At 49.3% G+C, this 22,760-nt stretch carries 19 protein-coding genes; 12 read left to right on the top strand and 7 right to left on the bottom strand.

Annotated features, from left to right (window positions below; genetic code table 11):
- Positions 1–79: 79 nt before the first annotated feature.
- The 6 genes from JHU38_RS04430 (at position 80) to JHU38_RS04455 (ending at position 6,189) form a co-directional block, all read left to right on the top strand.
- Positions 80–1,513, top strand: coding sequence for a S8 family serine peptidase (locus JHU38_RS04430; RefSeq protein ID WP_107583033.1), 1,434 nt, complete (start codon positions 80–82; stop codon positions 1,511–1,513).
- Entirely contained in the window at positions 1,488–2,783 is a 1,296-nt protein-coding gene (xseA, locus tag JHU38_RS04435) for an exodeoxyribonuclease VII large subunit (RefSeq protein ID WP_107583031.1), read from the top strand. The genes JHU38_RS04430 and xseA overlap by 26 nt, the downstream gene beginning before the upstream one ends.
- A gap of 5 nt (positions 2,784–2,788) precedes the next feature.
- Positions 2,789–2,989 (top strand): exodeoxyribonuclease VII small subunit, encoded by a 201-nt coding sequence (gene xseB / locus JHU38_RS04440; protein ID WP_107583029.1) that lies wholly within the window; start codon positions 2,789–2,791, stop codon positions 2,987–2,989.
- Between the two features lie 120 nt (positions 2,990–3,109).
- Positions 3,110–4,126 carry a branched-chain amino acid aminotransferase gene (locus JHU38_RS04445; protein ID WP_107583027.1) on the top strand — a complete coding sequence of 339 codons (1,017 nt, stop codon included), beginning with the start codon at positions 3,110–3,112 and terminating at the stop codon, positions 4,124–4,126.
- A 107-nt stretch (positions 4,127–4,233) separates the two neighbouring features.
- On the top strand, positions 4,234–5,004 hold the full coding sequence (gene trmB / locus JHU38_RS04450) for a tRNA (guanosine(46)-N7)-methyltransferase TrmB (protein ID WP_107583025.1): 771 nt from the start codon (positions 4,234–4,236) through the stop codon (positions 5,002–5,004).
- Between the two features lie 78 nt (positions 5,005–5,082).
- A complete protein-coding gene (locus JHU38_RS04455; protein ID WP_107583023.1) occupies positions 5,083–6,189 on the top strand; it encodes an Mrp/NBP35 family ATP-binding protein in 1,107 nt (368 codons plus the stop codon).
- A gap of 78 nt (positions 6,190–6,267) precedes the next feature.
- On the opposite strand, the gene JHU38_RS04460 is transcribed toward JHU38_RS04455, so the two are convergent.
- The 5 genes from JHU38_RS04460 to JHU38_RS04480 all read right to left on the bottom strand — a co-directional run bounded on the left by JHU38_RS04460 (position 6,268) and on the right by JHU38_RS04480 (position 12,271).
- Positions 6,268–7,545 carry an ABC transporter permease gene (locus JHU38_RS04460; protein WP_369917297.1) on the bottom strand — a complete coding sequence of 426 codons (1,278 nt, stop codon included), beginning with the start codon at positions 7,543–7,545 and terminating at the stop codon, positions 6,268–6,270.
- A gap of 46 nt (positions 7,546–7,591) precedes the next feature.
- On the bottom strand, positions 7,592–8,755 hold the full coding sequence (locus tag JHU38_RS04465) for an ABC transporter permease (protein ID WP_107583021.1): 1,164 nt from the start codon (positions 8,753–8,755) through the stop codon (positions 7,592–7,594).
- A 37-nt stretch (positions 8,756–8,792) separates the two neighbouring features.
- Entirely contained in the window at positions 8,793–9,779 is a 987-nt protein-coding gene (locus tag JHU38_RS04470; RefSeq protein WP_107583019.1) for an HlyD family secretion protein, read from the bottom strand.
- A gap of 8 nt (positions 9,780–9,787) precedes the next feature.
- On the bottom strand, positions 9,788–11,272 hold the full coding sequence (locus JHU38_RS04475; protein WP_107583017.1) for a TolC family protein: 1,485 nt from the start codon (positions 11,270–11,272) through the stop codon (positions 9,788–9,790).
- Positions 11,273–11,398: 126 nt separating this feature from the next.
- Positions 11,399–12,271: a hypothetical protein gene (locus tag JHU38_RS04480; protein WP_107583208.1), complete on the bottom strand. Its 873-nt coding sequence runs from the start codon at positions 12,269–12,271 to the stop codon at positions 11,399–11,401.
- Positions 12,272–12,461: 190 nt separating this feature from the next.
- Between JHU38_RS04480 and JHU38_RS04485 the strand changes: the two genes are divergently transcribed.
- From JHU38_RS04485 to JHU38_RS04505, 5 genes are all read left to right on the top strand, one after another.
- A complete protein-coding gene (locus tag JHU38_RS04485; protein ID WP_107583015.1) occupies positions 12,462–12,686 on the top strand; it encodes a DUF4492 domain-containing protein in 225 nt (74 codons plus the stop codon).
- 15 nt (positions 12,687–12,701) lie between these two features.
- Positions 12,702–14,252 (top strand): cytochrome ubiquinol oxidase subunit I, encoded by a 1,551-nt coding sequence (locus JHU38_RS04490; protein WP_107583013.1) that lies wholly within the window; start codon positions 12,702–12,704, stop codon positions 14,250–14,252.
- On the top strand, positions 14,249–15,391 hold the full coding sequence (locus JHU38_RS04495; RefSeq protein ID WP_107583011.1) for a cytochrome d ubiquinol oxidase subunit II: 1,143 nt from the start codon (positions 14,249–14,251) through the stop codon (positions 15,389–15,391). Before JHU38_RS04490 ends, JHU38_RS04495 begins: the two co-directional genes overlap by 4 nt.
- Positions 15,392–15,401: 10 nt before the next feature.
- Positions 15,402–16,088 (top strand): peptidylprolyl isomerase, encoded by a 687-nt coding sequence (locus JHU38_RS04500; RefSeq protein WP_107583009.1) that lies wholly within the window; start codon positions 15,402–15,404, stop codon positions 16,086–16,088.
- 150 nt (positions 16,089–16,238) lie between these two features.
- On the top strand, positions 16,239–18,491 hold the full coding sequence (locus JHU38_RS04505) for an inorganic phosphate transporter (protein ID WP_107583007.1): 2,253 nt from the start codon (positions 16,239–16,241) through the stop codon (positions 18,489–18,491).
- A 14-nt stretch (positions 18,492–18,505) separates the two neighbouring features.
- Here the strand turns inward: JHU38_RS04505 and JHU38_RS04510 are convergent, their stop codons facing one another.
- Together JHU38_RS04510 and JHU38_RS04515 are read right to left on the bottom strand one after the other, a co-directional pair.
- Entirely contained in the window at positions 18,506–19,921 is a 1,416-nt protein-coding gene (locus JHU38_RS04510; protein WP_107583005.1) for a sensor histidine kinase, read from the bottom strand.
- Between the two features lie 11 nt (positions 19,922–19,932).
- Positions 19,933–20,625: a response regulator transcription factor gene (locus JHU38_RS04515; RefSeq protein WP_107583003.1), complete on the bottom strand. Its 693-nt coding sequence runs from the start codon at positions 20,623–20,625 to the stop codon at positions 19,933–19,935.
- Between the two features lie 100 nt (positions 20,626–20,725).
- On the opposite strand from JHU38_RS04515, the gene JHU38_RS04520 reads away from it, so the two are divergent.
- Complete coding sequence (locus JHU38_RS04520; protein WP_107583001.1) at positions 20,726–21,817, top strand: metallophosphoesterase; 1,092 nt, start codon at positions 20,726–20,728, stop codon at positions 21,815–21,817.
- The last annotated feature ends 943 nt before the right edge of the window (positions 21,818–22,760 follow it).

Consider the following 22,760-nt stretch of genomic DNA (forward strand, 5'->3'; position numbering starts at 1 on the left):
GCCGTTTTCCCGTATTTATGTTTTGTAGATTGGATGGTTTTGTATATTTTTGCATGGAATAAAAAAGTAGATTTCCCGCATGAAGAAGCTATTGCTTTCTTTTGTTTTTATCCTCTCCGCTCTCTCGGTTTTGGCCCAGAGAGAAACTTCTAATATGTCGGTTTTCCCCGGCGGCAAATGCTTCTTGTTCAGAGTTACGCTGCGCGACAAGGCCGAGACGGGCTTTTCAATCGACCATCCCGAGGCTTTTCTCTCACAGCGTGCGTTGGAACGCCGCCGGCGGCAGCATATCGCCATCGACTCCACCGACCTTCCTGTTTCCCAAAAATATATCGACGCCGTAGCCACTCAAGGCATATCGGTGGTTGGAAAGAGCAAGTGGAACAATTCACTGCTTGTCAGATGTGCCAAGCCCTCACAGATGACGCGGGTCGAAAAACTGCCGTTTGTCACCGACGTGAAGCTTGTTTTCTCTTCGCCCAAGCGGCATGAATCATCTTTCAGGGCCTCTTTTCGTAAGGAATTTCAAGACTGGGACACCCTGCAACACCATCCATACGGCATTACGCGCGACCAGATAAACAGCCTGAACGGCATTCGATTGCACGCGGCAGGCTATCGGGGCAAGGGCATGATGATAGCCGTGCTCGACGCCGGCTTTATGAATGTAGACAAGATACCCGCTTTTCATGCGCTGAAGCTCGTGGGACTGCGCGATTTCGTTGTCCCCCGATCGCCCAATATCTTTCAGGAGATGGAGCATGGCACGAAAGTGCTGTCGGTGATGGCCGTCAATCAGCCCGATATTTATGTGGGTTCGGCTCCTCAGGCATCCTATATGCTGTTGCGCTCTGAGGCCCATCAGACCGAAAGCCTGTCGGAAGAAGACTTCTGGACCGCAGCGGTGGAGTTTGCCGACTCGGTCGGTGTCGATGTCATCAACTCGTCATTAGGTTACCATGAGTACGACGACAAGGCGACGAGTTACCGTTATTCCGACCTCACGGGGCGTAAAGCGCTGATTTCGCGCATGGCGTCGATGGTGGCCGGTAAAGGAATCGTGCTGGTCAATAGTGCCGGCAACGACGGTATGGGTACATGGAAGAAAATCAATGTACCGGCCGACGCTCATGATATTCTGACCGTTGGCTCTATCAGTCCCAATGGATTGAACGCTGCTTTCAGTTCGGTGGGGCCGACCGCCGATGGTCGTGTGAAGCCCGATGTGGTGGCATACGGTAGCCCCACCGCCATTATCACGGGGCGGGGCACCATCGTCAACGACATGGGAACCTCGTTTTCGGCACCGCTTGTTGCGGGACTTGTCGCCTGTTTGTGGCAGGCGTTGCCCGAAAAGTCGGCCCGTGAAATCATCGAATTAGTGCGGCTGTGTGGCAACAATGTCGCGCATCCCGATAATGTGTTTGGTTATGGCCTGCCGGACTTTTGGAAGGCTTATACCCTTGGTAAGAAACAAAGCAACAGACATGAAGCAAAACCTGACGCTCTATGAGCTGAACAACTTGGTGAGGCAGTCGCTCGAGCTGACGATGCCCGACGATTATTGGGTAGAAGCCGAACTGTCGGAGCTGCGTGAGGTACGTGGCCACTGCTATATGGAACTCGTGGAGAAAGACGAGTATAGCAATACGCCCATCGCTAAGGCTTCGGCAAAGTGCTGGCAGAACACTTGGATGTTTGTGAGGCAGCATTTTGAACGCGTCACGGGGCGACCGATGCGGCCCGGCATGAAGGTGTTGCTGAAGGTTTCGGCCAATTTCCACGAGGCTTATGGCTTTTCGTGGATCGTGAGCGATGTCAATCCCGAGTTTACCATGGGCGACATGGCCCGTCGCCGTCAGGAGATTATTCGCCAACTCAAGGCAGAAGGCGTGTTTGAACTGCAGAAAGAACTCTCGTTGCCGATGTTCGCGCAGCGCGTGGCCGTCATATCGAGTGCTAACTCGGCCGGTTATGGCGACTTCTGTCATCAGTTGGACAGCAACGAAGATGGTCTGTGGTTTGCTCCCCGCCTGTTTCCGGCCACGATGCAGGGCGAGGCCGTCAGTGCCAGTGTGATTAACGCGCTGAACGAAATCAACCGAAGGATAGACGATTTCGACGTGGTCGTCATCATCCGAGGTGGTGGCGCAACGAGCGATTTGAGTGGTTTCGACACGCTGGAATTGGCTGAGAACGTGGCCAACTTTCCGCTCCCCATCATCACGGGTATAGGCCATGAGCGCGATCAGAGCATTCTTGATTTGGTGGCGTTCCGAAGTGTGAAGACACCTACGGCCGCGGCGGCATTGCTGATTGACCATCTGACGGTCGTTTACGACCGAGTGACGGGTGCCGGAGAGCGACTTGTCGCAGCCGTTGGCCATCGTATGGAAGTAGAACAGTTGCGGCTACGGCGGCTGGGGGAGAAGTTGCCCATTGTCTTTTCGCTCTTCAGGGAGCGGCAGGAAGCCAAGTTGCACAGACTGTTTCAAACCATGACGGCTGCCGTGGCTACCCGATTGTCACACGACAGACATCGACTGGAGTTGCTGGAACGGCGATTGCGGCCGGCCGCGACGCGGCGGTTGGAACGCGAAGAGTATCGTTTGCGGCTGTTGCGGCAACGGGCCGTGGCTCTTGACCCGGCTCTCTTGCTCAAGCGAGGCTACAGTATCACGACGTGCGACGGGCGTGTGGTAAGAAGCGCCGCCCAACTGCGCAAAGGCGACGAAATCGTGACAAGACTGGAAAAAGGTAGTGTAAAATCAATCATCAAATAAGGAATATGGCAAAAGAAGAAATCAAATACGAAGACGCCGTAAAGGAGTTGGAGCATATTGTGGCCCAAATGGAAAACAATGAGCTTGATATTGATGTCATGGGCGAGCGACTCAAGAAGGCACAGAAGCTAATGAAGCTGTGTCGGGACAAGCTAACCAAGGCCGACCAAGAGGTAAAGAAGATACTCGATGATGGCCGTGTTTAGGCTGAGAGCGTGTCGCATACTTGATATTTAACGAAATTACGTGAGAAATCGTTGCAAAGAAGCATTATTATTTGTATTTTTGTGCAAGATTCTAACGTAGAACTTTTAAACTATTATGTTATGAAAAATCTCGATTGGGCAAATCTGTCATTTAAATATATGCCGACAGATTATAATGTTCGCTGCTATTATAGGGACGGCAAGTGGGGAGAAATAGAAGTGTGTTCGGACGAGTATCTGAAGCTACACATGGCTGCCACGTGTCTACATTATGGTCAGGAGGCGTTCGAAGGACTGAAAGCCTATCGTTGTCCGGACGGTAAGGTGCGCGTTTTCCGTGTAGAAGAGAATGCGGCTCGCCTGCAAAAAACCTGCCGTGGCATTGTTATGCCTGAGGTTTCGACCGAACTTTTCACCGAAATGGTCAAGAAAGTAGTACGCCTCAATCAGGAGTATGTACCTACTTATGAGAGCGGAGCCACGCTCTATATCCGTCCGCTGCTCATCGGAACGAGCGCGCAGGTGGGCGTTCATCCCGCGAGAGAATACTGCTTTCTCATCTTCGTTACACCCGTAGGGCCTTATTTCAAGGGCGGTTTTGCTTGTAACAAGTACGCCATCATCCGTGACTACGACCGTGCGGCACCGCTTGGCACCGGTACTTACAAAGTAGGTGGCAACTACGCGGCGTCCATGTTGCCCCACGCAGTTGTGGCCGAGAAAGGCTATAGCAGCGAGTTCTACTTGGACGCGAAGGAAAAGAAATACGTGGATGAGTGTGGAGCAGCCAACTTTTTTGGCATAAAGAACAATACATACGTGACCCCGAAGAGCACGTCTATCCTGCCTTCTATTACCAACAAAAGCCTGATGCAGATAGCGGAAGACTTAGGGATGAAGGTGGAACGCCGGCCGATACCCGAAGAGGAGCTCGCAACGTTTGAGGAAGCGGGTGCCTGTGGCACGGCAGCGGTCATATCGCCTATCTCTCAGTTGGATGATCTCGACACAGGGAAGGTATATCATTTCAGCGAAAAGCCGGGGCCATGGTCGACCAAACTCTACGAAACGCTGCGTGGAATCCAGTATGGCGCTATTGAGGACAAGCACGGCTGGACCACTGTTGTGATAGAATAATATTGCAAACCATATCTGTTTGCGGCCCGCGGTAAGCTTATCGGCGGGCTTTATTTGTGCCTTTCTAAATTTATCGTTACCTTTGTAACCTAAAATCAAAGCGTTATATGGGAAAAGGAAAGCTGGCAAAGTTTGCCGAGATGGAGACTTTCGAGAATGTGTTTCAATACCCGTTCTCTGTAATCGATAATGTTCCGTTTGACATGAAAGGGCATTGGCGCGAACGATATTTCGGAAACGATCATCCGATTGTGCTGGAATTAGGTTGCGGCAAGGGCGAATATACGGTGGAATTGGCCAAACTTTATCCGGAAATGAACTTCATCGGCGTCGACATTAAGGGTGCCCGCATGTGGACGGGAGCTAAAAAAGCGCTGGAAGAAGGACAGAAGAATGTGGCCTTTCTGCGTACGAGCATAGAGATTATAGACCGCTTCTTCGACACCGACGAGGTGCGGGAGATATGGCTTACCTTCTCGGATCCGCAGATGAAGAACGCTCACAAGCGCTTAACCTCCACCTTTTTCATGAACCGTTATCGTAAGTTTTTGGTGGATGGTGGCATTATCCATTTGAAAACAGACTCCAATTTCCTCTTTACTTATACACGGTTGATGGTAGACTTGAACCGTCTGCCGGTGCTTTTCCGCACGGAAGACCTTTATCATACGGAGGGAATTGACGACGAGACGCGTAAAATTCTGTCTATTCAGACCTATTATGAGAATATGTGGATAGAGCGTGGATTGAATATCAAGTACCAGAAGTTCAGGCTTCCACGCGCAGGCGAACTGCAAGAACCCGATGTGGAGATTCCGCTCGACGACTATCGCAGCTATCATCGGCTTAAGCGCAGTAGTCTGGATACATCGAAGTAACTGTCCGTAGGGGCGCGTTTGATAGAACAAATACCCATTGCGGTATCGTATATACATTATTTATAATATTCAGAAAATATGAAGACATTATATCCTAAACTGATAACCGACGCTCTGGCAACGGTTATCTATCCCGGAACAAAGAAGAATCTGATTGAGAGTAAAATGCTGGCTGATACGCCAAGCATTGACGGCATGAAGGTGAAGCTGGTTTTGCTGTTTCCGCGCGAGACCGATCCGTTCCTCAAATCAACGGTAAAGGCGGCTGAGGCGGCCATCCACTATCATGTAGACAAGGATGTTAAGGTGGAGATAGAGTTGGAATACAAGTCGAAACCACGCCCAGAAGTAGGCAAGCTACTGCCCGACGTGAAGAATATCATCGCGGTAAGTTCGGGCAAGGGTGGTGTAGGCAAGAGCACGGTGTCGGCCAATCTGGCTATCGCCTTGGCTAAATTGGGTTATAAGGTGGGCCTGCTCGATACGGATATCTTCGGTCCGTCTATGCCCAAGATGTTCGGTGTAGAAGATGAGCGCCCTTATGGCATAGAGAAAGAGGGTCGACAGCTCATCGAACCGATTGAAAAATATGGTGTGAAGCTGCTGAGTATCGGTTTCTTTGTCAATCCCGACACGGCAACGTTGTGGCGTGGCGGCATGGCAACGTCGGCTTTGAAGCAGCTGATAGCCGACGCCGACTGGGGCGAACTGGACTATTTCATCCTCGATACGCCTCCCGGAACGAGCGATATTCACCTGACGCTGTTGCAGACGCTGGCCATTACGGGTGCCGTTATCGTGAGCACGCCGCAGAATGTGGCCTTGGCCGATGCCCGCAAGGGGATTGATATGTATCAGAATGACAAGGTAGACGTGCCTATTCTGGGACTGGTAGAGAACATGGCCTACTTTACGCCGGCCGAATTGCCCGAAAACAAGTATTATATTTTTGGTCGAGACGGAGGTAAAAAACTGGCAGAAGAGCTGAATGTGCCGCTGTTGGCGCAGATTCCGATTGTGCAGAGCATCTGCGAAAGCGGTGATAGCGGTGAGCCGGCAGCTACGAAGGTAGATACCGTTACCGGTCAGGCTTTCTTGAGTCTGGCGCAGTCGGTAGTGACATTTGTTAACCGCCGTAATAAAGAAAAGTCCCCGACGAAGATCGTTGACGTGACTATCAAATAGCTATTTCGGCGGAATAAAAGAAAAGTCCCATTGCTTCGGTGTAGGCAATGGGACTTTTCGGTTGATGTGGGGTGATGTTCAGGAGACTGTGGTGCCGGCAGCTTTTCGCTGTTTGGCTTCCTTGGCCTTCTGTCTGATCATGTCGATATGAGTAGCTGCGTGGCTGCGAGTCTGCTTGAGCTGGCTGCGATAAACGGCACAGGTAAGGAAGAAATAACCCACAACCTGTAACCAAAGCGCTTGGTATTCGGGTAGAATGTCAGCCAGATTGGCTCCCATGCTGCTCAGACGCAGGAAACCTCGCACGCCAAAGGTAGAAGGAAAGAGCCAAGACAAGCCTTGCCATATCCCCGGGATGTTGGATTGAGGCCATGAGATACCGGTCATGAAAAGCAGGGGGACAGAGGTGAATACGACCAACAGCATGACGTTTTCGCGGTAGCGGACAATACATGACAGGGCCATCCCGAAGAATGTACACGACAGGATGTAGGGTATCAGTAGCCCGAAAAGGTTGACGGCCGTGATCATCGACGTAAAGCCGAACATGCGGGGGACGGCTAAAGCCAGGTAAGTGCCCATGACCAGATAGACCATGAAATAGCAAAGCGCCTTGCCCAGCACGATACGGAAAATGCCGACATAGTGCTTACTGATGGGGACAAGATCCTGATAGCGGTTGTTTTCACGGGCGGTACCGGCAGCAAGTCCGATTCCGAGGAGAAGCGTTTGTTGCAAAATGAGCATGAGCACACCCGGAATGACGGCATTGCCATAGCCGCCGGTGGTGTTGAAAATGGGTACTTCGTCGAAGTCGAGCGGCTTTGTCGTAATCTCGTCGTCACGGTTTGTGAGGTTGCGCGACCTCGCAATCTGAATTTGCGAGTTGATGTCTTGCGAAACGGCTAACGCCGTCTGATAGATAGCTTTGTAGGTAAGCATAAGGCTCATGTCGCAGAATACACTTACGTGCGCTTGCTCGCCACGGAACAATTTCCGCTCGAAATCCTTCGGGAAATACAGGTAGCCGTGCACGACCTGCTTGCCGATAAGCTCCTTGGCCTCGTCCATGTTCGTGCAATAGTAGGTAGCCTTGGTGTCGGGTGAGGCGTCGAACGCACGGATGAAGGCGCGGCTGGTGTGACTATGGCTCTCGTCTACAATGGCCACAGGCACCTCTCTGACTACTTCGTTGTTGTATATCCACGAGTAGAGGAGTGGGTAGGCGAGGGGTACCAGGATGAAAAAGATGAGCACGCCCTCGTCCGTGACGGTGGAACGTATCTCTTTGGCCCAAATGTAGCACATATCTTTCAGGCCATTCGCTATCTTGTATAATAATGAGTCTTTCTCCAATTTCTTCTTATTGTTTAATCATGAATGATAAGTATCAATCCGCCGGTTATGGGATATAGACATAGAGCAGCATGGCTTTCTTGATATTGTGGAGAATAAATACCGGCAAGGCTATGAAAATGCCCAGTGCCATGAAATTGAACCAAGCGTCACTGGCGGGAAAATCATTCAGAATACAGATCTGATAGATCATGTAGTAGTGGCGCAGTGGAAAGAGTTGGGCGATGGCTTCAATCATAGAGTCCATGGCAAACACGGGATAGGTGGCTCCGCAAGCCGAGAAACTGACCATGGCCCACAGGGAGCAGACACTCATCGACATGCGCAGGGATGGCATGAGACCAAAAACAAATACGCCGAAAGCTTGTGCCGAAAGGACTGAAAGCAGGCCCAAGATAAATATGGGGACAAATCCACCGGGATGGGGGAATCCTAAATAGTGGTAAATATAAAGCTCAAAGCCGAAGAAAATAGAAATGAAGATCAGAAACTGGGGAATCAGTTTGCCGACTACCGCTATCCACGTATGGTTGGAAGCCATGGCCATCAGCTGGCGTGAACGCTTGAATTTAAGTTCTGTACCTAAAGAATAGGGCGTGATGAGAAATACGAAAATCATCAATACGCCGGGTATCATAATCGTGCTGAGATAGATGTTATAGCTGCTCCATGGATTACCTATCATGTGAAGGTCTATGGCTATGGGTTGCAGGAAAGTCGTAATTTCTTTCTCAGTCTTGCCAATAGCCGATAGTTTCTTCATACCGACAGACGCAGAACCCAGAGTTGAGATTGTCTTCAGGTCGCGGAAGAGCATAGAGCCGGCAGCCAACGTGACATTGCTATAGTAGAAAGAAATCTTAGGTTGTGAACCGTTCATCAAGCCGCGAGTCGTTCCTTCGGGGATGAGGAGGAACGCGTAAATCTCATTACGCTGAATAGCTTCGCGAGCCTCGTTGACATTTTCGAAATGGGCAACGACCTTTGTCGTTTGGAAAGCATCGAGTTTGTGAATCAGCGTGCGTGTCGTAGAGGTGTTATCACAGTCAACCACACCCACGGGCATATCAGCCGGTACGCCCTCGTGCATCAATGACGTGAAGAAAATAATGATTACGATGGGGAAAATAACCATGCAGAACCCATAGATGGGGTTTTTCCACATGATACCACATTCACGAACCGCTATATGGTAGAGTTGTCTGAGCATGGTGAAACGTTAATCTCTGATGATAACAGAAAAACGATTAATTCTTGATAATGAGCGACATGCCCGGTCGGAGTCCCTCAAACGGGGTTATGGGGCGTGCTTTGATTTCAAATGTTTTCAAATCGTACTGACCGTTTGCCTTTGTTGCTTTCCACACGGCATAGGCTCCTTGATCCTTAATGTAATAGATTTTGAGTTTGAGTTCCTTGTTGAAAGCGGGTACGAAAGCGGTAAAAGTCTGGCCCATTTTTAAGCCTTCGAGCCGATCTTCACGTACATTGAACGTGCCCCACATGTCTTTCATGACCGAAATGCTCATGATAGGCGAACCTAAACCAACGAGTTCGCCCACTTTAGGATATATTTCGCTGACCTCGCCGTCAACCTGAGCCACCTGTACCGTTTCTTTTAATAGTGAACTTACCACGTCGACGGCACCTTGGGCAGCCTTTACATGACTGGCTACGACACGCTTTTCCTGTTCTCGGGCTCCGTTGCGGGCCATGTCGTATTGGCTTTTGGCAGCCTTCACCTGTGCCTCGGTAGCTTTAAAAGCAGCGAAAGCCTCGTCACGCTTTTGTCCGCTGATGACGCCTTCGTCGTATAAATTCTGCATGCGGGTGTAGGTCTTGCGGGCTATTTCAGAAGCGGCCATTGCTTGTTGATAGAGTTCAAAAGCTCCTTGAATCTGCTCTTTGCGTGCGCCGGCGTCGGTTAGATCCTGTATGGCCTTTGTTGCTTCACCGGTAGCCTGTGCTACTCGTCTTTGCGCATCGACCTCCGGAACTTCTAAAACGGCCAAAGTGTCGCCGGCATGGACGTAATCTCCCTCCTTGACACGTATCTCAACGACGCGGCCCGGCAGCTTGCAGGAAACGCGGTATTCTGATACTTCGATCTCACCTTGTATTGTATCGTCATCACGTTCCAAAGTAAGGAAGCCGATAAACGCTACAATGACGATGACGGCAATAAAGCCGATGATAGCTAAAAGAATGTTATTATGTTGTGATTTTGCTGACATGATTCTAATTAATTAAGTGTTCCCAATGATTTTTCCAAGTTAACAAGCGCGAGCTTATAATCTGCTTCGGCGTCTATTTTTTGACTTTGTGCCATTTGCCATGCCGTTTGAGCAGCCATGACATCGGTGGTTTGCATGACGCCTTCGCGGAATCCGATGTTCGCACAGCGCAGGTTCTCTTCGGCACTTATGATGTTTTTGTTGGCCATGATAAGTCGTTTTTGGGCCTCTTTTACCTTAAATCGACTTTGGGCAACCTGCAAATTAATCTTTTCACGTGCGTCGCTGAGTTCCATCTCGGCCATATTGGTCGCCAGTTTGGAAGCTCTGACCTTGTAAGAGCCTGCAAACCAGTTCCAAACGGGCACCCGTACCATGAGACCGACGTTCCATAAGCCTGAGAATTTACGTTCGAAGCCATTTAATACATTTGGATTGGAGAGAATATAGCCACCTGTCAGCAGTACTTGAGGTAGGTAAGCGGCTCTGACAATTTTGGTAGCTTCCTTGCTGATGTCTACGGCATTCTGCAACATGCGCAATTCCGGCCGATTATCCGGTGTGTTCTTTTCTTCCGTTTCGGTAGCAAGGAGGGTGTCGCTGTTTGCTTTGTTCTCATCAGCAAGCGTAATATTCTCGTCCAAAGGTAGGCCGCATAGCTGGCAAAGCAGCATTTTAGACAGAGCTAAACCGTCTTCTACCTGTGTAATCTGCATTTCGGCTTCATTCACCTTGACGTCAACCTTCAGTCCGTCGGCCCGTGTCGCTACGCCTTGTTTGATCATTTTCTTAACATCTTCAGCCAATTTAGACACCAGTTTGTGGTAACTGATGGCAAGTTTTTCTTTCTCTCGCAGCGAAACAACCAACCAATAGGTCTGGTCAATGCTGTAGAGTGTGGCCTGACGTACGAAGTCGGAACCATTATCAGACAACTGCTCGTTGATAGCTGCTATCTTATTGGCCGCAATAATAGCTCCACCCATAAATACCGGTTGGCGCACCATAATGGCTCCGGCAAAGATATTATGGGTGTTGGTTCTTAGTCCGTCCGTGATATTCTGCCCTAATTGGTCGCCGGCTTGTGCTATCGGTTTTCCAATTTGGCTTACCAGCCCGCCCATTTGCTGCGCCATGGCGGGTGTGATAATGCCTTGTTGGACCATTCCGGTGATGAGGGAAGAAAGGTGATTACTTGCAGCAGAACTTACGTTAGTGCCAAAATGATTCAACGCTTCCTTACTATCGTTATCCAACAAAGAAATTTCTTTACTGTAATACTGATAGGAGCCAAGTGCGTCAACCTTTGGCAGGTATTTGGTTTTAGCAGCTTTGCGTACGTTCTTAGCGGCTTCCTGTTTGAATCGGGTCACGTTAAGCTGCTTGTTGTTGCGCAGTGCAAGCGCACGGCAACTATCAAGGCTTAGCGTCCGTTGGGCTCCCATCGGAAGAACCCAACTTGCGAACATGAAAAAAGTTAATAATTTCCTCATTCTATTGAACTAAATAATACGCTTGAGAATAAAAAATAGCGTATCGGAATCATATTATAATCAATGTAAAGTCTTAAAAGCTGTGTCTTGTTAAGTCATGCTCATAAGATTAAACCACTGAAGGATTCAATTGAAAGTGAAGCTTCTGGAGCCGATCATGTTGCCGTCGGCGAAGATACTGACATTGTAGGTGCCGGCTTCTAAAGCCTGATTAACTTGCCAATACATTGTAACCGGTGTTTCCTGGCCGCCATATTCAATACTTTTCTTCATAGAACACTGTAGCGATTGGTTCTCAAAATTAAAAGAACCGTTATTTCCCAACAGGTTGCCTGATGGTGACATGATTCTGACATAGACCGTTTTGACACCATTTCCTGTAGTAACGTTCTTTGCAATGGCAAAGTTTACTTGTAGCGCAACACACTTATTCAGTCTCTTGGTGTCCCTGCCGCGTTTGTCTTTTGCTTGCAAACTAATACTGATTGCATCGAGTTGGGCCGCAATGGCAACCTTCTCAGAGAGTGAAGCCTTTTCGGTATTGAGGCCTTGAATCTGTCGGGTGGCCTCTTCATACTGACCTTTCACACGCGTATTCTCTGCTGTCAGGTTCTGGTTGAGGCGGTTCAGTGAGTCTATTTCCAATACATAGCTGCGCAAAACGGCACGTACCGTGGCCAACTCTTTCTTCAAGCGGGCTATTTCACGGGCGTCGTTGCTCTTCACATTGCGCAATTCATCTAATAAACGTTGGGTTTTTTCTTGCTCGGCAGTAAGCTGCGCAATGATAGAATCATTGGTAATCTGTGTCTTCATTTCGCTATACTGGCGGGCAAATTGCTGATACTCGTTTTCCATCTCTTTCTTATCGAGTTCAGCCAACTCCTGCATAGCTTGATTTTCTTGCTTTTGTTTATTTAAATCTAGGCCTAAATAAACGATACTACCGATTAACAACAACCCGATAATGATAATCGGGATAAGAATTTTCTTATTCATAGTGAAGTAAAAAAACTTTAAATGTTTGGTCATTGCAAAAATAAAGGTTTTCTATTAACTGGCAAAGAAAAAGCAGAAGCCAAATCTTTATTATATTAAATTTTTACATTTTTGGGGACAAATAGAACAACAATAAATTTATTTTCGTACTTTTACGCATTCTAAAAAAAACAACCTAAGTTGAATATTTATGGCATATCGAGGCTTTTTCTATAAAGTGTACCATTTATACTATGACGGATTCAGGCAAATGACACTGGGCAAGACCCTGTGGACCATTATTATTATCAAGTTATTTATCATGTTTGCCATCCTCAAAGTGTTTTTCTTTCCTAATTATTTGAAGCAGAACAGCCGCTCCGGACATGAGGCCGAGTTTGTAGGAAAGGAGCTGATACAGCGCATTAATCATTAATTTAATTTTATATCTATGTTAAATCTATTATTAGATGTTACCACGGCAACCATTGATTGGTCGAGGGCGCAGTTTGCGCTCACAGCAATCTATCATTGGTTGTTCGTACCGCTGACGCTCGGTCTGGCGGTTATCATGGGAATTGTAGAAACTTGTTATTATCGCACGAAGAAGCGTTTCTGGAAAGACGCGGCCAAATTCTGGCAGACACTCTTTGGTATCAACTTTGCCATGGGCGTTGCCACAGGTATTATTCTTGAGTTCGAGTTCGGCACCAACTGGAGTAACTATTCTTGGTTTGTGGGCGACATCTTCGGTGCACCGCTGGCCATAGAAGGAATTGTAGCATTCTTTATGGAGTCAACATTTGTCGCAGTCATGTTTTTTGGTTGGAAAAAGGTTTCTCCGGGTTTCCATTTGGCTTCTACATGGCTTACCGGTCTGGGCGCAACAATTTCAGCCTGGTGGATTCTTGTGGCCAATGCTTGGATGCAATACCCCATCGGTCAGACATTCAATCCTGATACGATGCGCTTCGAGATGACCTCTTTCGCAGACGTGGCGCTGTCGCCTTTTGCCGTCAACAAGTTCTGCCACACCGTTACTTCGGCTTGGATTATCGGAGCCTTGTTCACGGTGGGTGTCAGCTGTTGGTATTTGTTGAAAAACCGGGAGCGCAAGCTGGCTGTCGAAAGTATCAAGATCGCCTCCGTCGTAGGATTGGTGGCTTCACTGCTCACGGCTATGACCGGTGATGAGTCGGCCTATACCGTGGCCAAAACGCAGCCGATGAAGCTCGCGGCTATGGAAGCTCTGTACAACGGAGGTCATAGTCAGAGCCTGACAGCCGTGGCTTGGGTCAGTCCTTTCGGTCAGGCAGACTATGCCAACGAGCAGGAACCGTCGTTCAAGGTGGGTATCCCCAACGCATTGTCGTTCCTTGCCACACGTGATTTAAATGGTTATGTGCCCGGTGTGAACGACATCATTAAAGGTTATACCGATCATTCAGGACAAAAACAACCATCTTTGAAAGAGAAGATAACCCGTGGGCAGACTGCCATTAAGGCCCTGCAGCTGTATCGTAGCGGCGATAAGAGCCCGAAGGTACGCCGAGACGTAGCCGATAACATCCAGTATTTCGGTTATGGTTACGTGAAAGATGCCGACCAAATCGTGCCCAATATCCCCATCAACTTCTGGGCTTTCCGCGTGATGGTGGGTCTTGGTGTTCTCTTCATCCTGTTCTTCCTCGTCGTGGGACATGTGTCTTGGCGCCGCAATATCGCTGATCCCAAGTGGCGTTGGCTGTTCATTACGGCCATCGTGTTGGTTCCGCTGGGCTACATTGGTAGCGAGGCAGGCTGGATTGTGGCCGAAATGGGCCGTCAGCCATGGACAATTCAAGATATGTTGCCTACTTGGGCAGCCGTCAGCGATATCGCCTCTTCCAGCGTTATCCTCACGTTCTTCATTTTCCTGGCTTTGTTTACCACAATGCTGGTCGTAGAAATCAACATCTTATTCAAGCAAATTCGTAAGGGGATGGAGGCCCCAAAAGCATGACATATCTGTTTTTGCAACACTATTGGTGGCTTATTGTTAGCGTCTTGGGCGCATTGTTGGTCTTCCTGCTCTTCGTTCAGGGTGCCAACTCATTGGTATTCAGTTTGGGCAACACGCCCGAAGAACGCCGACTCGTAGTTAATTCCACGGGCCGCAAGTGGGAAATTACGTTTACTACGCTCGTGACGTTTGGCGGCGCTTTCTTCGCGTCGTTCCCCTTGTTCTACAGTACCAGCTTCGGCGGAGCTTACTGGCTGTGGATGATTATCCTGTTTACGTTCGTGATGCAGGCTGTGAGCTATGAGTTCCAGAACAAGTTAGGCAATATTCTGGGCACACGCACGTTCCAATGGTTGCTTGTCATCAACGGCATTGTAGGTCCGTTGCTGCTTGGCGGTGCCGTAGCAACGTTCTTTGACGGTAGCAATTTCCTTGTCGATAAGATGAATATCACCGATGGTTTACAGCCCGTCATCAGCCATTGGGCCAATGGCAGCCATGGTCTCGACGCGTTGCTCGACCCTTGGAATCTCATTTTCGGCTTTGCCGTATTCTTCCTTGCACGCATATTGGGCATTCTTTATATTATAAATAATGTGGACGACGACACCATCCGTCAGCGTAGCCGCCGCCATCTGCTCTATAATGTAGTGCCTTTCCTGATCTTGTTTTTGGCGTTCTTTATCCGCACGCTTTTCAAGGATGGCTTTGCCTACGATCCGGCAACGGCAAAAATCTATATGCAACCATTTAAGTACCTCAACAATTTCATAGAGATGTGGTATCTCACCGTCCTCTTAGTCTTGGGCGTTGTGTTGCTGCTCTACGGCGTGATCCGTTCGTTCCTGTGCGAAGAGTTCGTGCGAGGTATATGGCCGGCCGGCATTGGCGTGGTACTCGTGGTGCTGTCGTTGCTCCTCAACGTGGGATGGAACAATACCGCCTACTATCCTTCGACAGCTGATTTGCAGAGCAGTTTGACCATTCTCAACAGTTCGAGCAGCATGTTTACCCTGCAGACGATGTTCTACGTATCGTTGCTCGTGCCGTTTGTCGTGGCTTACATCGCCTACGTGTGGTGGTCGATGGATAAGAAGAAACTCACTCACGATGAAATCAACACGGATGACGCGTATTAAACGATAGCAAATGAAACATTTCATCCTATTTCTGGCAACGCTGTTGTTGCCTTTCTACGGCATGGCGCAAGGGCTTGATACCTTGCGCCATGAAGTTCTTTTAGAGACTTCGATGGGCAATATCCGCATTGCTCTGTACAACGAGACACCTTTACATCGTGATAATTTTCTTAAACTTACCAAAGAAGGTTATTACGACGGCAACCTCTTTCATCGTGTCATCAGCAGTTTCATGATTCAGACGGGTGACTCTACCTCACGGCACGCACGGCCCGAAGCGCAACTCGGCGAATATTCGCCCGACTATACATTGCCTGCCGAGATTTATTATCCGGCCTTGTATCATCATCGGGGAGCCGTCGCCGCAGCCCGTGAACCCGACGACGTGAATCCCGAATATCGTTCTTCGGCCAGTCAGTTCTACATTGTTTACGGCCGCCGCTTCAACGAAGACATGATCGATCGGGTGCAAGCCCGGCTCGACAAGGCCACGAAGGGCAAGGTAACGATACCGCCCGCCCTGCGCGAAGCCTATTACAAGAAAGGCGGAACGCCCCATCTTGACGGTCAGTACACGGTGTTCGGCGAAGTGCTTGAGGGCATGGACATCGTTCAAGCCATTCAGAATGTGCCGACCGATGCCCACGACCGCCCTTTGCAGGATGTCCGAATCCTGCGGGCAACGGTCGTTAGATGATGGATCGTCAGTTGACTCTGCCCCGGCCATGCCATGCTTTGGTATGTTTTCACTTTGTGTTGCGATTGTAACAGCATTGTAACACCGCGTTAACATCGCTGAAACATCCCGTTGCTACCTTTGCGCTCATAAAACCAATGATTATTTTTTATGAGCGCGATTTATTTTCTCATCGTCGTATTTCTGCTTTGTTTAGCCGTCTTCGACCTCTTCGTCGGCGTCAGCAACGACGCGGTCAACTTTCTGCAATCGGCGGTCGGCGCCCGCGTTGCCAAGTATCGCACCATTCTTCTGATAGCCTCCTTGGGTGTCATCGTGGGGGCCGCCATGTCGTCGGGCATGATGGATGTGGCCCGCCACGGCATGATGGTGCCCCGGAATTTCAGTTTCGACGAGGTCATGACGCTCTTTCTGGCCGTCATGGTGACCGACATTATTATTCTCGACGTGTTCAATACGCTGGGCATGCCCACGTCTACAACGGTATCGCTGGTGTTCGGCCTGTTGGGAGGCGCCTTTGCGTTGGCCACCGTCAAAGTGTTGGCCGACGACAGTCTGGACTACGGCATGTTGCTCAACAGCGGCAAGGCGCTGAGTGTCATCATCGCCATTTTTGTTTCGGTGGCCGTCGCCTTTTTCTTTGGCAGTATCGTCATGTGGCTGTCGCGTCTGATGTTCACTTTCAACTACACGCGCACGGCCCGTTACGGCATCGGCATTTTCGGCGGCGTGGCGTTTACGGCCCTCAGCTACTTTATTTTCTTGCAGGGAATCGTCAAGAGTCCCTATGTATCTACGGCGGTTTCCGGCTGGATAGCGGCGCATACCTCGCTGTTGTTGATTCTCGTTTTCGTCATTTCGGCATGCGTCATGCAACTGCTTTACTTTGCTAAGGTCAATGTGTTTAAGTTCATCGTGCTGATGGGAACCTTCGGATTGGCCATGGCTTTTGCGGGCAACGACTTGGTCAACTTCATCGGTGTGCCTCTGGCCGGCCTCGACAGCTATCTCGATTATGCGGCCCACGCGCATGGAACTGTCCCCGATGCCTATATGATGACCTCGCTGATGGGGAGCGCGCAGACGCCTCCCGTCTATCTGCTGATGGCCGGCGGCATCATGATTCTGGCCATGGCCACGTCGAAGAAGGCACGGAATGTCATCAAGACATCGGTAGACCTGAGCCGGCAGGACGAGGGCGATGAGATGTTTGGCTCGTCTCGGGCCGCCCGTTCCATTGTTCGCTTCTGTCAGTCGGGGGGCGCTGCCGTAAGAACATACGTTCCCGTAAGCGTAAAAAGATGGGTTGGCAGTCGTTTTAACAAGAGCGAAGTGATTCTGCAAGACGAGCACGCGGCATTCGATTTGGTGCGGGCATCGGTCAATCTGGTGCTGGCGTCGATGCTCATCATCATCGGAACCAATTACAAACTGCCGCTTTCTACAACGTATGTTACCTTTATGGTGGCCATGGGTACGAGTTTGGCCGACAAGGCGTGGAGCCGTGAAAGCGCGGTGTTCCGTGTGACAGGCGTTATCAGTGTCATCGGAGGTTGGTTTATCACGGCGGGCGTAGCCTTTATCTCCTGTTCGCTCATCTGTCTGGCCATGTATTATGGCGGCATCTGGGTGAAGTTGGCGATGATTGCGTTGGTCATTGTGTTGCTGGTGCGTTCGAATCGGAATTTCAACAAGAAGGCGTCGGAAGTAGATAAGTCGGCCGCTACGTTCAGACTGATGATGCGCACGCGCGATCCGCAGCTTGTGTGGGAACTGCTTTACAAGCAAGTGAGCCGTACACAGAGTTTTATGACACGCTTCGCGCTCCATGAGTATAATCTCATCATGGACGCGCTGGCTGCCGAAAATGCCAAAGTCCTGCGCAAGGCGGAGAAAGAACTGCAAACGGAACTGCAGCTGTTGAAAAACTTCCGACGGCGTGAAATGCTGGGATTGAAGCGTTGTCCGATGGATGTAGCCATCGAACGCAACACGTGGTTCCATCTGGGGGCTAACAGCAATCAGCAGTTTGTCTACTCGCTGCGACGTATGCTGGAACCGATTAAGGAACATGTTGAGAATAATTTCCACCCTCTGCCACCATTGTATATCGAGGAATTCAGGCCTGTTCGCCAAACCATCAATGACTTGATGAAGCAATCGGGCGCGCTGATTGAGACGGGACGCTACCAAAACTATCGTGAGATTCTGGCCGAAGCCGATAACTGCAAAGACTTGCTCTCCGTCATTCGCAAGGGGCATATCGACCGTATCCAAAAGTCGCAGCACGACGAGCAGTTGAAAGTGGGGCTGCTCTACCTGAATATTTTGCAGGAAAGCCAGGAGTTCTTGAGCGTCATGCGCCACCAGTTGCGGGCCGCCAAGAAGTTCATGGAAAACTAAAGGTGAAGCATGGGCTAAGGTTCGCGTCGGAGCGTGAACAGAAATTGCAGTCCTCCCTCGGGCAGATTGCGGGCCTGAATGCTACCGCCGTGAAAGAGTACGGCATTCTTTACGATTGACAAACCGAGGCCGGTGCCGCCATTCTGACGGCTTCGGCCTTTGTCTATTCTGTAAAATCGCTCGAAGATTCGGCGCAGGTGTTCGTTGGCAACGCCTACGCCGTTGTCGCTGAAGCAGAATTGCCATCGGTCTGCCATTGACTGCGCGTAGAGCGTGATGGTCGTTCCATGGCCCGCGTAAGCGATAGCGTTGTCGGTAAGATTGCGGAAGATGCTGTAGAGTAGGGAGCGGTTGCCGCTGATGGTAATGCCTGTGGGCAGTTGATTGCTGAACGTCATGCCGTGGGCTTGCAGTTGCAAGCAGGTCTCTTCCTCGATTTGATCGATCAGTTGGTTGATTTCTACAGACTCACGTTGCATGGCCGTTGCGCCGTCGTCGAGTCGGTTGAGGATGGAAATGTCGTTAAGGAGTGACGTGAGTCGTTCGCTTTGCGCGTGACAGCGGGTCAGGAACTGGCGTTGTGTGCCGTCAGGCATGTCCGGATTCTCTAAGATGGTTTCCAAATAGCCTTGAATGCCGGCAACAGGCGTTTTCAATTCGTGCGCGATATTTTGTGTTAGTTGCCGCTTGAGAATGTCTTGTTCTTGCCGGGTGCTTTGCAGTCGCCTGTATATCTTGATGATGCGTTCGGCGATTTCGCCCAGTTCGTCATCAGAAAAGTCAATCAGTTCTTCCGTTTCAAGGCTCTCGTTCTGGTCGGCCCGCTCAGCAAACGTCTGCAGTTGGGTGATGTTTCGGCCCAGTCGACTGATGAATCGGTAGAGCAGAAGCGTCAGTAGCAAGATGACAACAATCGAAAACCAAATGTAATGTTGGTCGGCTTGCAGCGAACGGGCCAAGTCGTTGTCGTAGGGTAGGGCCGTGCGGATGATATAACCGTCCTTGGGAAAGTACGTGGCAGAGTAGAAATAATCGTGGCGCAGGGTAGAACTGTTGCGGTCGACGGTCTGCCCTCGTCCGGTCTTGACGGCTTGGATGAATTCTGTTCGATTGGCGTGGTTGCCGATACGGGCGTAGTCTTTGAAGATGTTGTCATAGAAAACGCGGCCCCGGCGGTCGATTAGCGTAACGCGGATGTTATGCTCCGCGTGCGTCTTGACAAAGTTGTTGAGTGCTTGTTCGCTTTTGTTGTCTTGCAGTACCAATGCTTCGTGCATGCGGTGGTTGTAGGTTTGCAACTTCAGGTTGAGCGTATCTATCTTGTATTGCTTCTCGCGGTTTTGCTGAAACACCATGAAGCAGACGGCATAGATAAGGAACAGGGCCGTCACGCTGATATAAAGGCGGTGGCCGATGGATAACTTTGGCATGGCAGGGAGAATTAAGGAGTGAAGGAGTAGCCGTAGCCCAGACGCGTCTGAAGGCAGGAAGCGTATGGGCCAATCTTCTTTCTGAGGCGGGTGATGTTCACGTCGACGGTACGATTGAGTACCAAAACATCCTTGGGCCATATCTTGTTGATGAGTTCCTGACGGCTGAATACATGGCCCGGCGCACGCAGAAGGGTTGCTAACAGTTCAAATTCGGTCTTCGTGAAAGCTACGGTTTGCCCGTCAACGGCAACTTCTTTTCGTTCGGGATAGATGACAAGGCCTTCGTAAGAGAGAGTTTCTTCGCTTGCGGAAGGTGTGGTCGGGTCGGTTCGTCGCAAAACGACTCTGACTCTGACGATTAGCTCTCGGATGGAGAAAGGCTTGGAAATATAGTCGTCGGCACCCAGATTGAAGCCGCTGACGGTATCGTTTTCGCTGTCGAGAGCGGTTAAGAAGATGATGGGAATGTGGGCTGTCGACCGGTCTTGTTTCAGCTTTTGAGCCATCTCAAACCCCGACATGCCGCCCATCATTACGTCGAGCAGGATGAGTTGGAATGAAGATAGCGACTTGCCGAAGGCCTCTTCTGCCGAACAAGCTGTATCAACCGTGTAGCCGTAGGTTTCTAAATTGAACTTCAGAATTTCGCGAATGTCGGGTTCGTCATCCACGACGAGAATCCTGTTGGGTATCGGGTCCATCTTTACACATTATTATATATATAATGCAAAAATAGGGATTAATTTGCTGATGAGCAATGGTGGCAGGTTACAATCTTGTAAAAAACATTATCTTTGCCCCATGAATATAATGTTGATAATGATTTTTCTGCTGCTTCCTTTGCTGGGATGTGGCTTTGTAGCATGGCATGTGTGGGTGATGTTGCCTTTTGCCAATCTATACAAAGGTGTGGTATTGGCCGTGATGTTGCTGGCTTTCCTTTGTGTTTTCTTCAATTTTGGGGTGGGACTCGACCGTTTGCCTACATCGGTGGCAACCATTTGCTACGAGGTGGGCTATTCTTCTGTTTTCGTTTTGCTCTATTTGGTGTTGATATTTCTGCTGCTCGATGTCCTCAAATGGGTGGGGTGGCTTCCCGATTCTTGGTTTTATGCCAGCCCAAAGGGTAGTATGCTCGTATTTCTGACGATGTGTGGCATTTTTATCTATGGCAATCTGCATTATTATAATAAGGTGAGAATGCCGTTGGAATTGAAAGCGGACAAACCGTTGCCGCGTCCTGTCAAATTAGTTATGTTGAGCGATTTGCATCTGGGCTATCATAATACGCGGGCCGATTTGGCTAAATGGGTGGAATTGGTCAATGCCGAGCACCCTGACGCGGTATTGATAGGCGGCGATATTGTAGACTTCAGCGTTGTGCCATTGGTCAGAGCTGATATGGCTGCGGAGTTTCGTAAACTGAATGCGCCTGTCTATGCTTGCTTGGGTAATCACGACTATTATGCGGGCGAGCCCAATAGCGAAAAGTTTTATCGGGAGGCCGGTATCACGTTGTTGCGCGATTCGGCAGTGGAACTGCCCGGTGGCATTGTGGTTGTCGGCCGCGACGACCGTACGAATATGCGACGGAAATCGGTTGCGCAAGTCATGGCGAATGTGGATAAGTCGAAGTATGTGATATTGCTCGATCATCAGCCTTACCATTTGGAAGAAGCGGAGCGAAACGGAGTGGATTTCCAGTTTAGCGGACATACTCATTATGGTCAGGTTTGGCCCACCAGTTGGATTGAAGATATGATTTACGAAGACGCTTATGGTCCGTTGACAAAGGGACGGACGCAATATTATGTGTCCAGCGGTATCGGTATTTGGGGTGGAAAATTCCGTATCGGCACGCAGTCGGAGTATGTCGTGGCAACGATCCGATAGTGTTTTTCTGAATCATTCTATGCGCGAAGGCAAATGCCTGACAAGGAAATCCGTGATGATTTCCGCAATTTAAGGGGAAAACATGTTGTTTTTTGTGCCTTTAACTTTATGCGCTTCGGGATGTTTTGTAAAATAAATATCACGAATTTCCATCTCTGTTTACAACGCCTTTTAGAATGGAAACGAGCCGTTTTATACCTTTCGGTGACGCGAAAACAATGCTGTAACTGCTCCAAAAACCTTTCGTGATGACTCAAAGCATAGCTTTTGGCTGTCCATAGCATAGCTTTTGACTGCTGAAAGCTACATGCTTGCGATGTAAAAGGGCTGCTATTGGCGGCTAATAGTTATGCTTTGAGCGGTTTGGCGGGGTGCGGTAAAACGGTGAAATTGCGTAAGTTGTTGATTAATAGCGAAATAGTGAAAATGAAAAATACAGACGTATTTGTCGACAAAAAACTTTTGGCTGAAAATAACGGCAGCATTTTGAGACTATTGTCAAATTATTTCGTAAGATCGAAGGGCTTGTTCCGTGAGCATCCATACTAATGCTCCGGAGTGTTTCTTGGGCTTATTGACTTTTCGTAAGAGCCATTTCTTTATTCTTTAGTTTTATAAACTTGCGAGCGTCCGGAGGCTATCAACGGCTTAGTGCCGTTATAGATGAGAGGAAATGGCATGAATATGCTTGATTTATGTCAAATAGGATATGAAAAAACGAAAAAGTTTAAAAATAATCGCGGAAATATTTGGTGGTTTGCCAAAAACTCTCTACTTTTGCATCCGCTTTCGCCTTAAAGGGGAAGCGACTAAGAAAGCGTTCTTTGAAGATATTTACATAAAACAGATAAGTAGTACAAGAAGCAAGTACACCTATTTATAATATGGGGTTTGGATTTATCGGTTCATTCTTCCGTGTTTTTAATACGGCTGTACTTGGGTA

The organism is Prevotella illustrans (genome assembly GCF_017426725.1).
Taxonomy (GTDB): Bacteria; Bacteroidota; Bacteroidia; order Bacteroidales; family Bacteroidaceae; genus Prevotella; species Prevotella illustrans.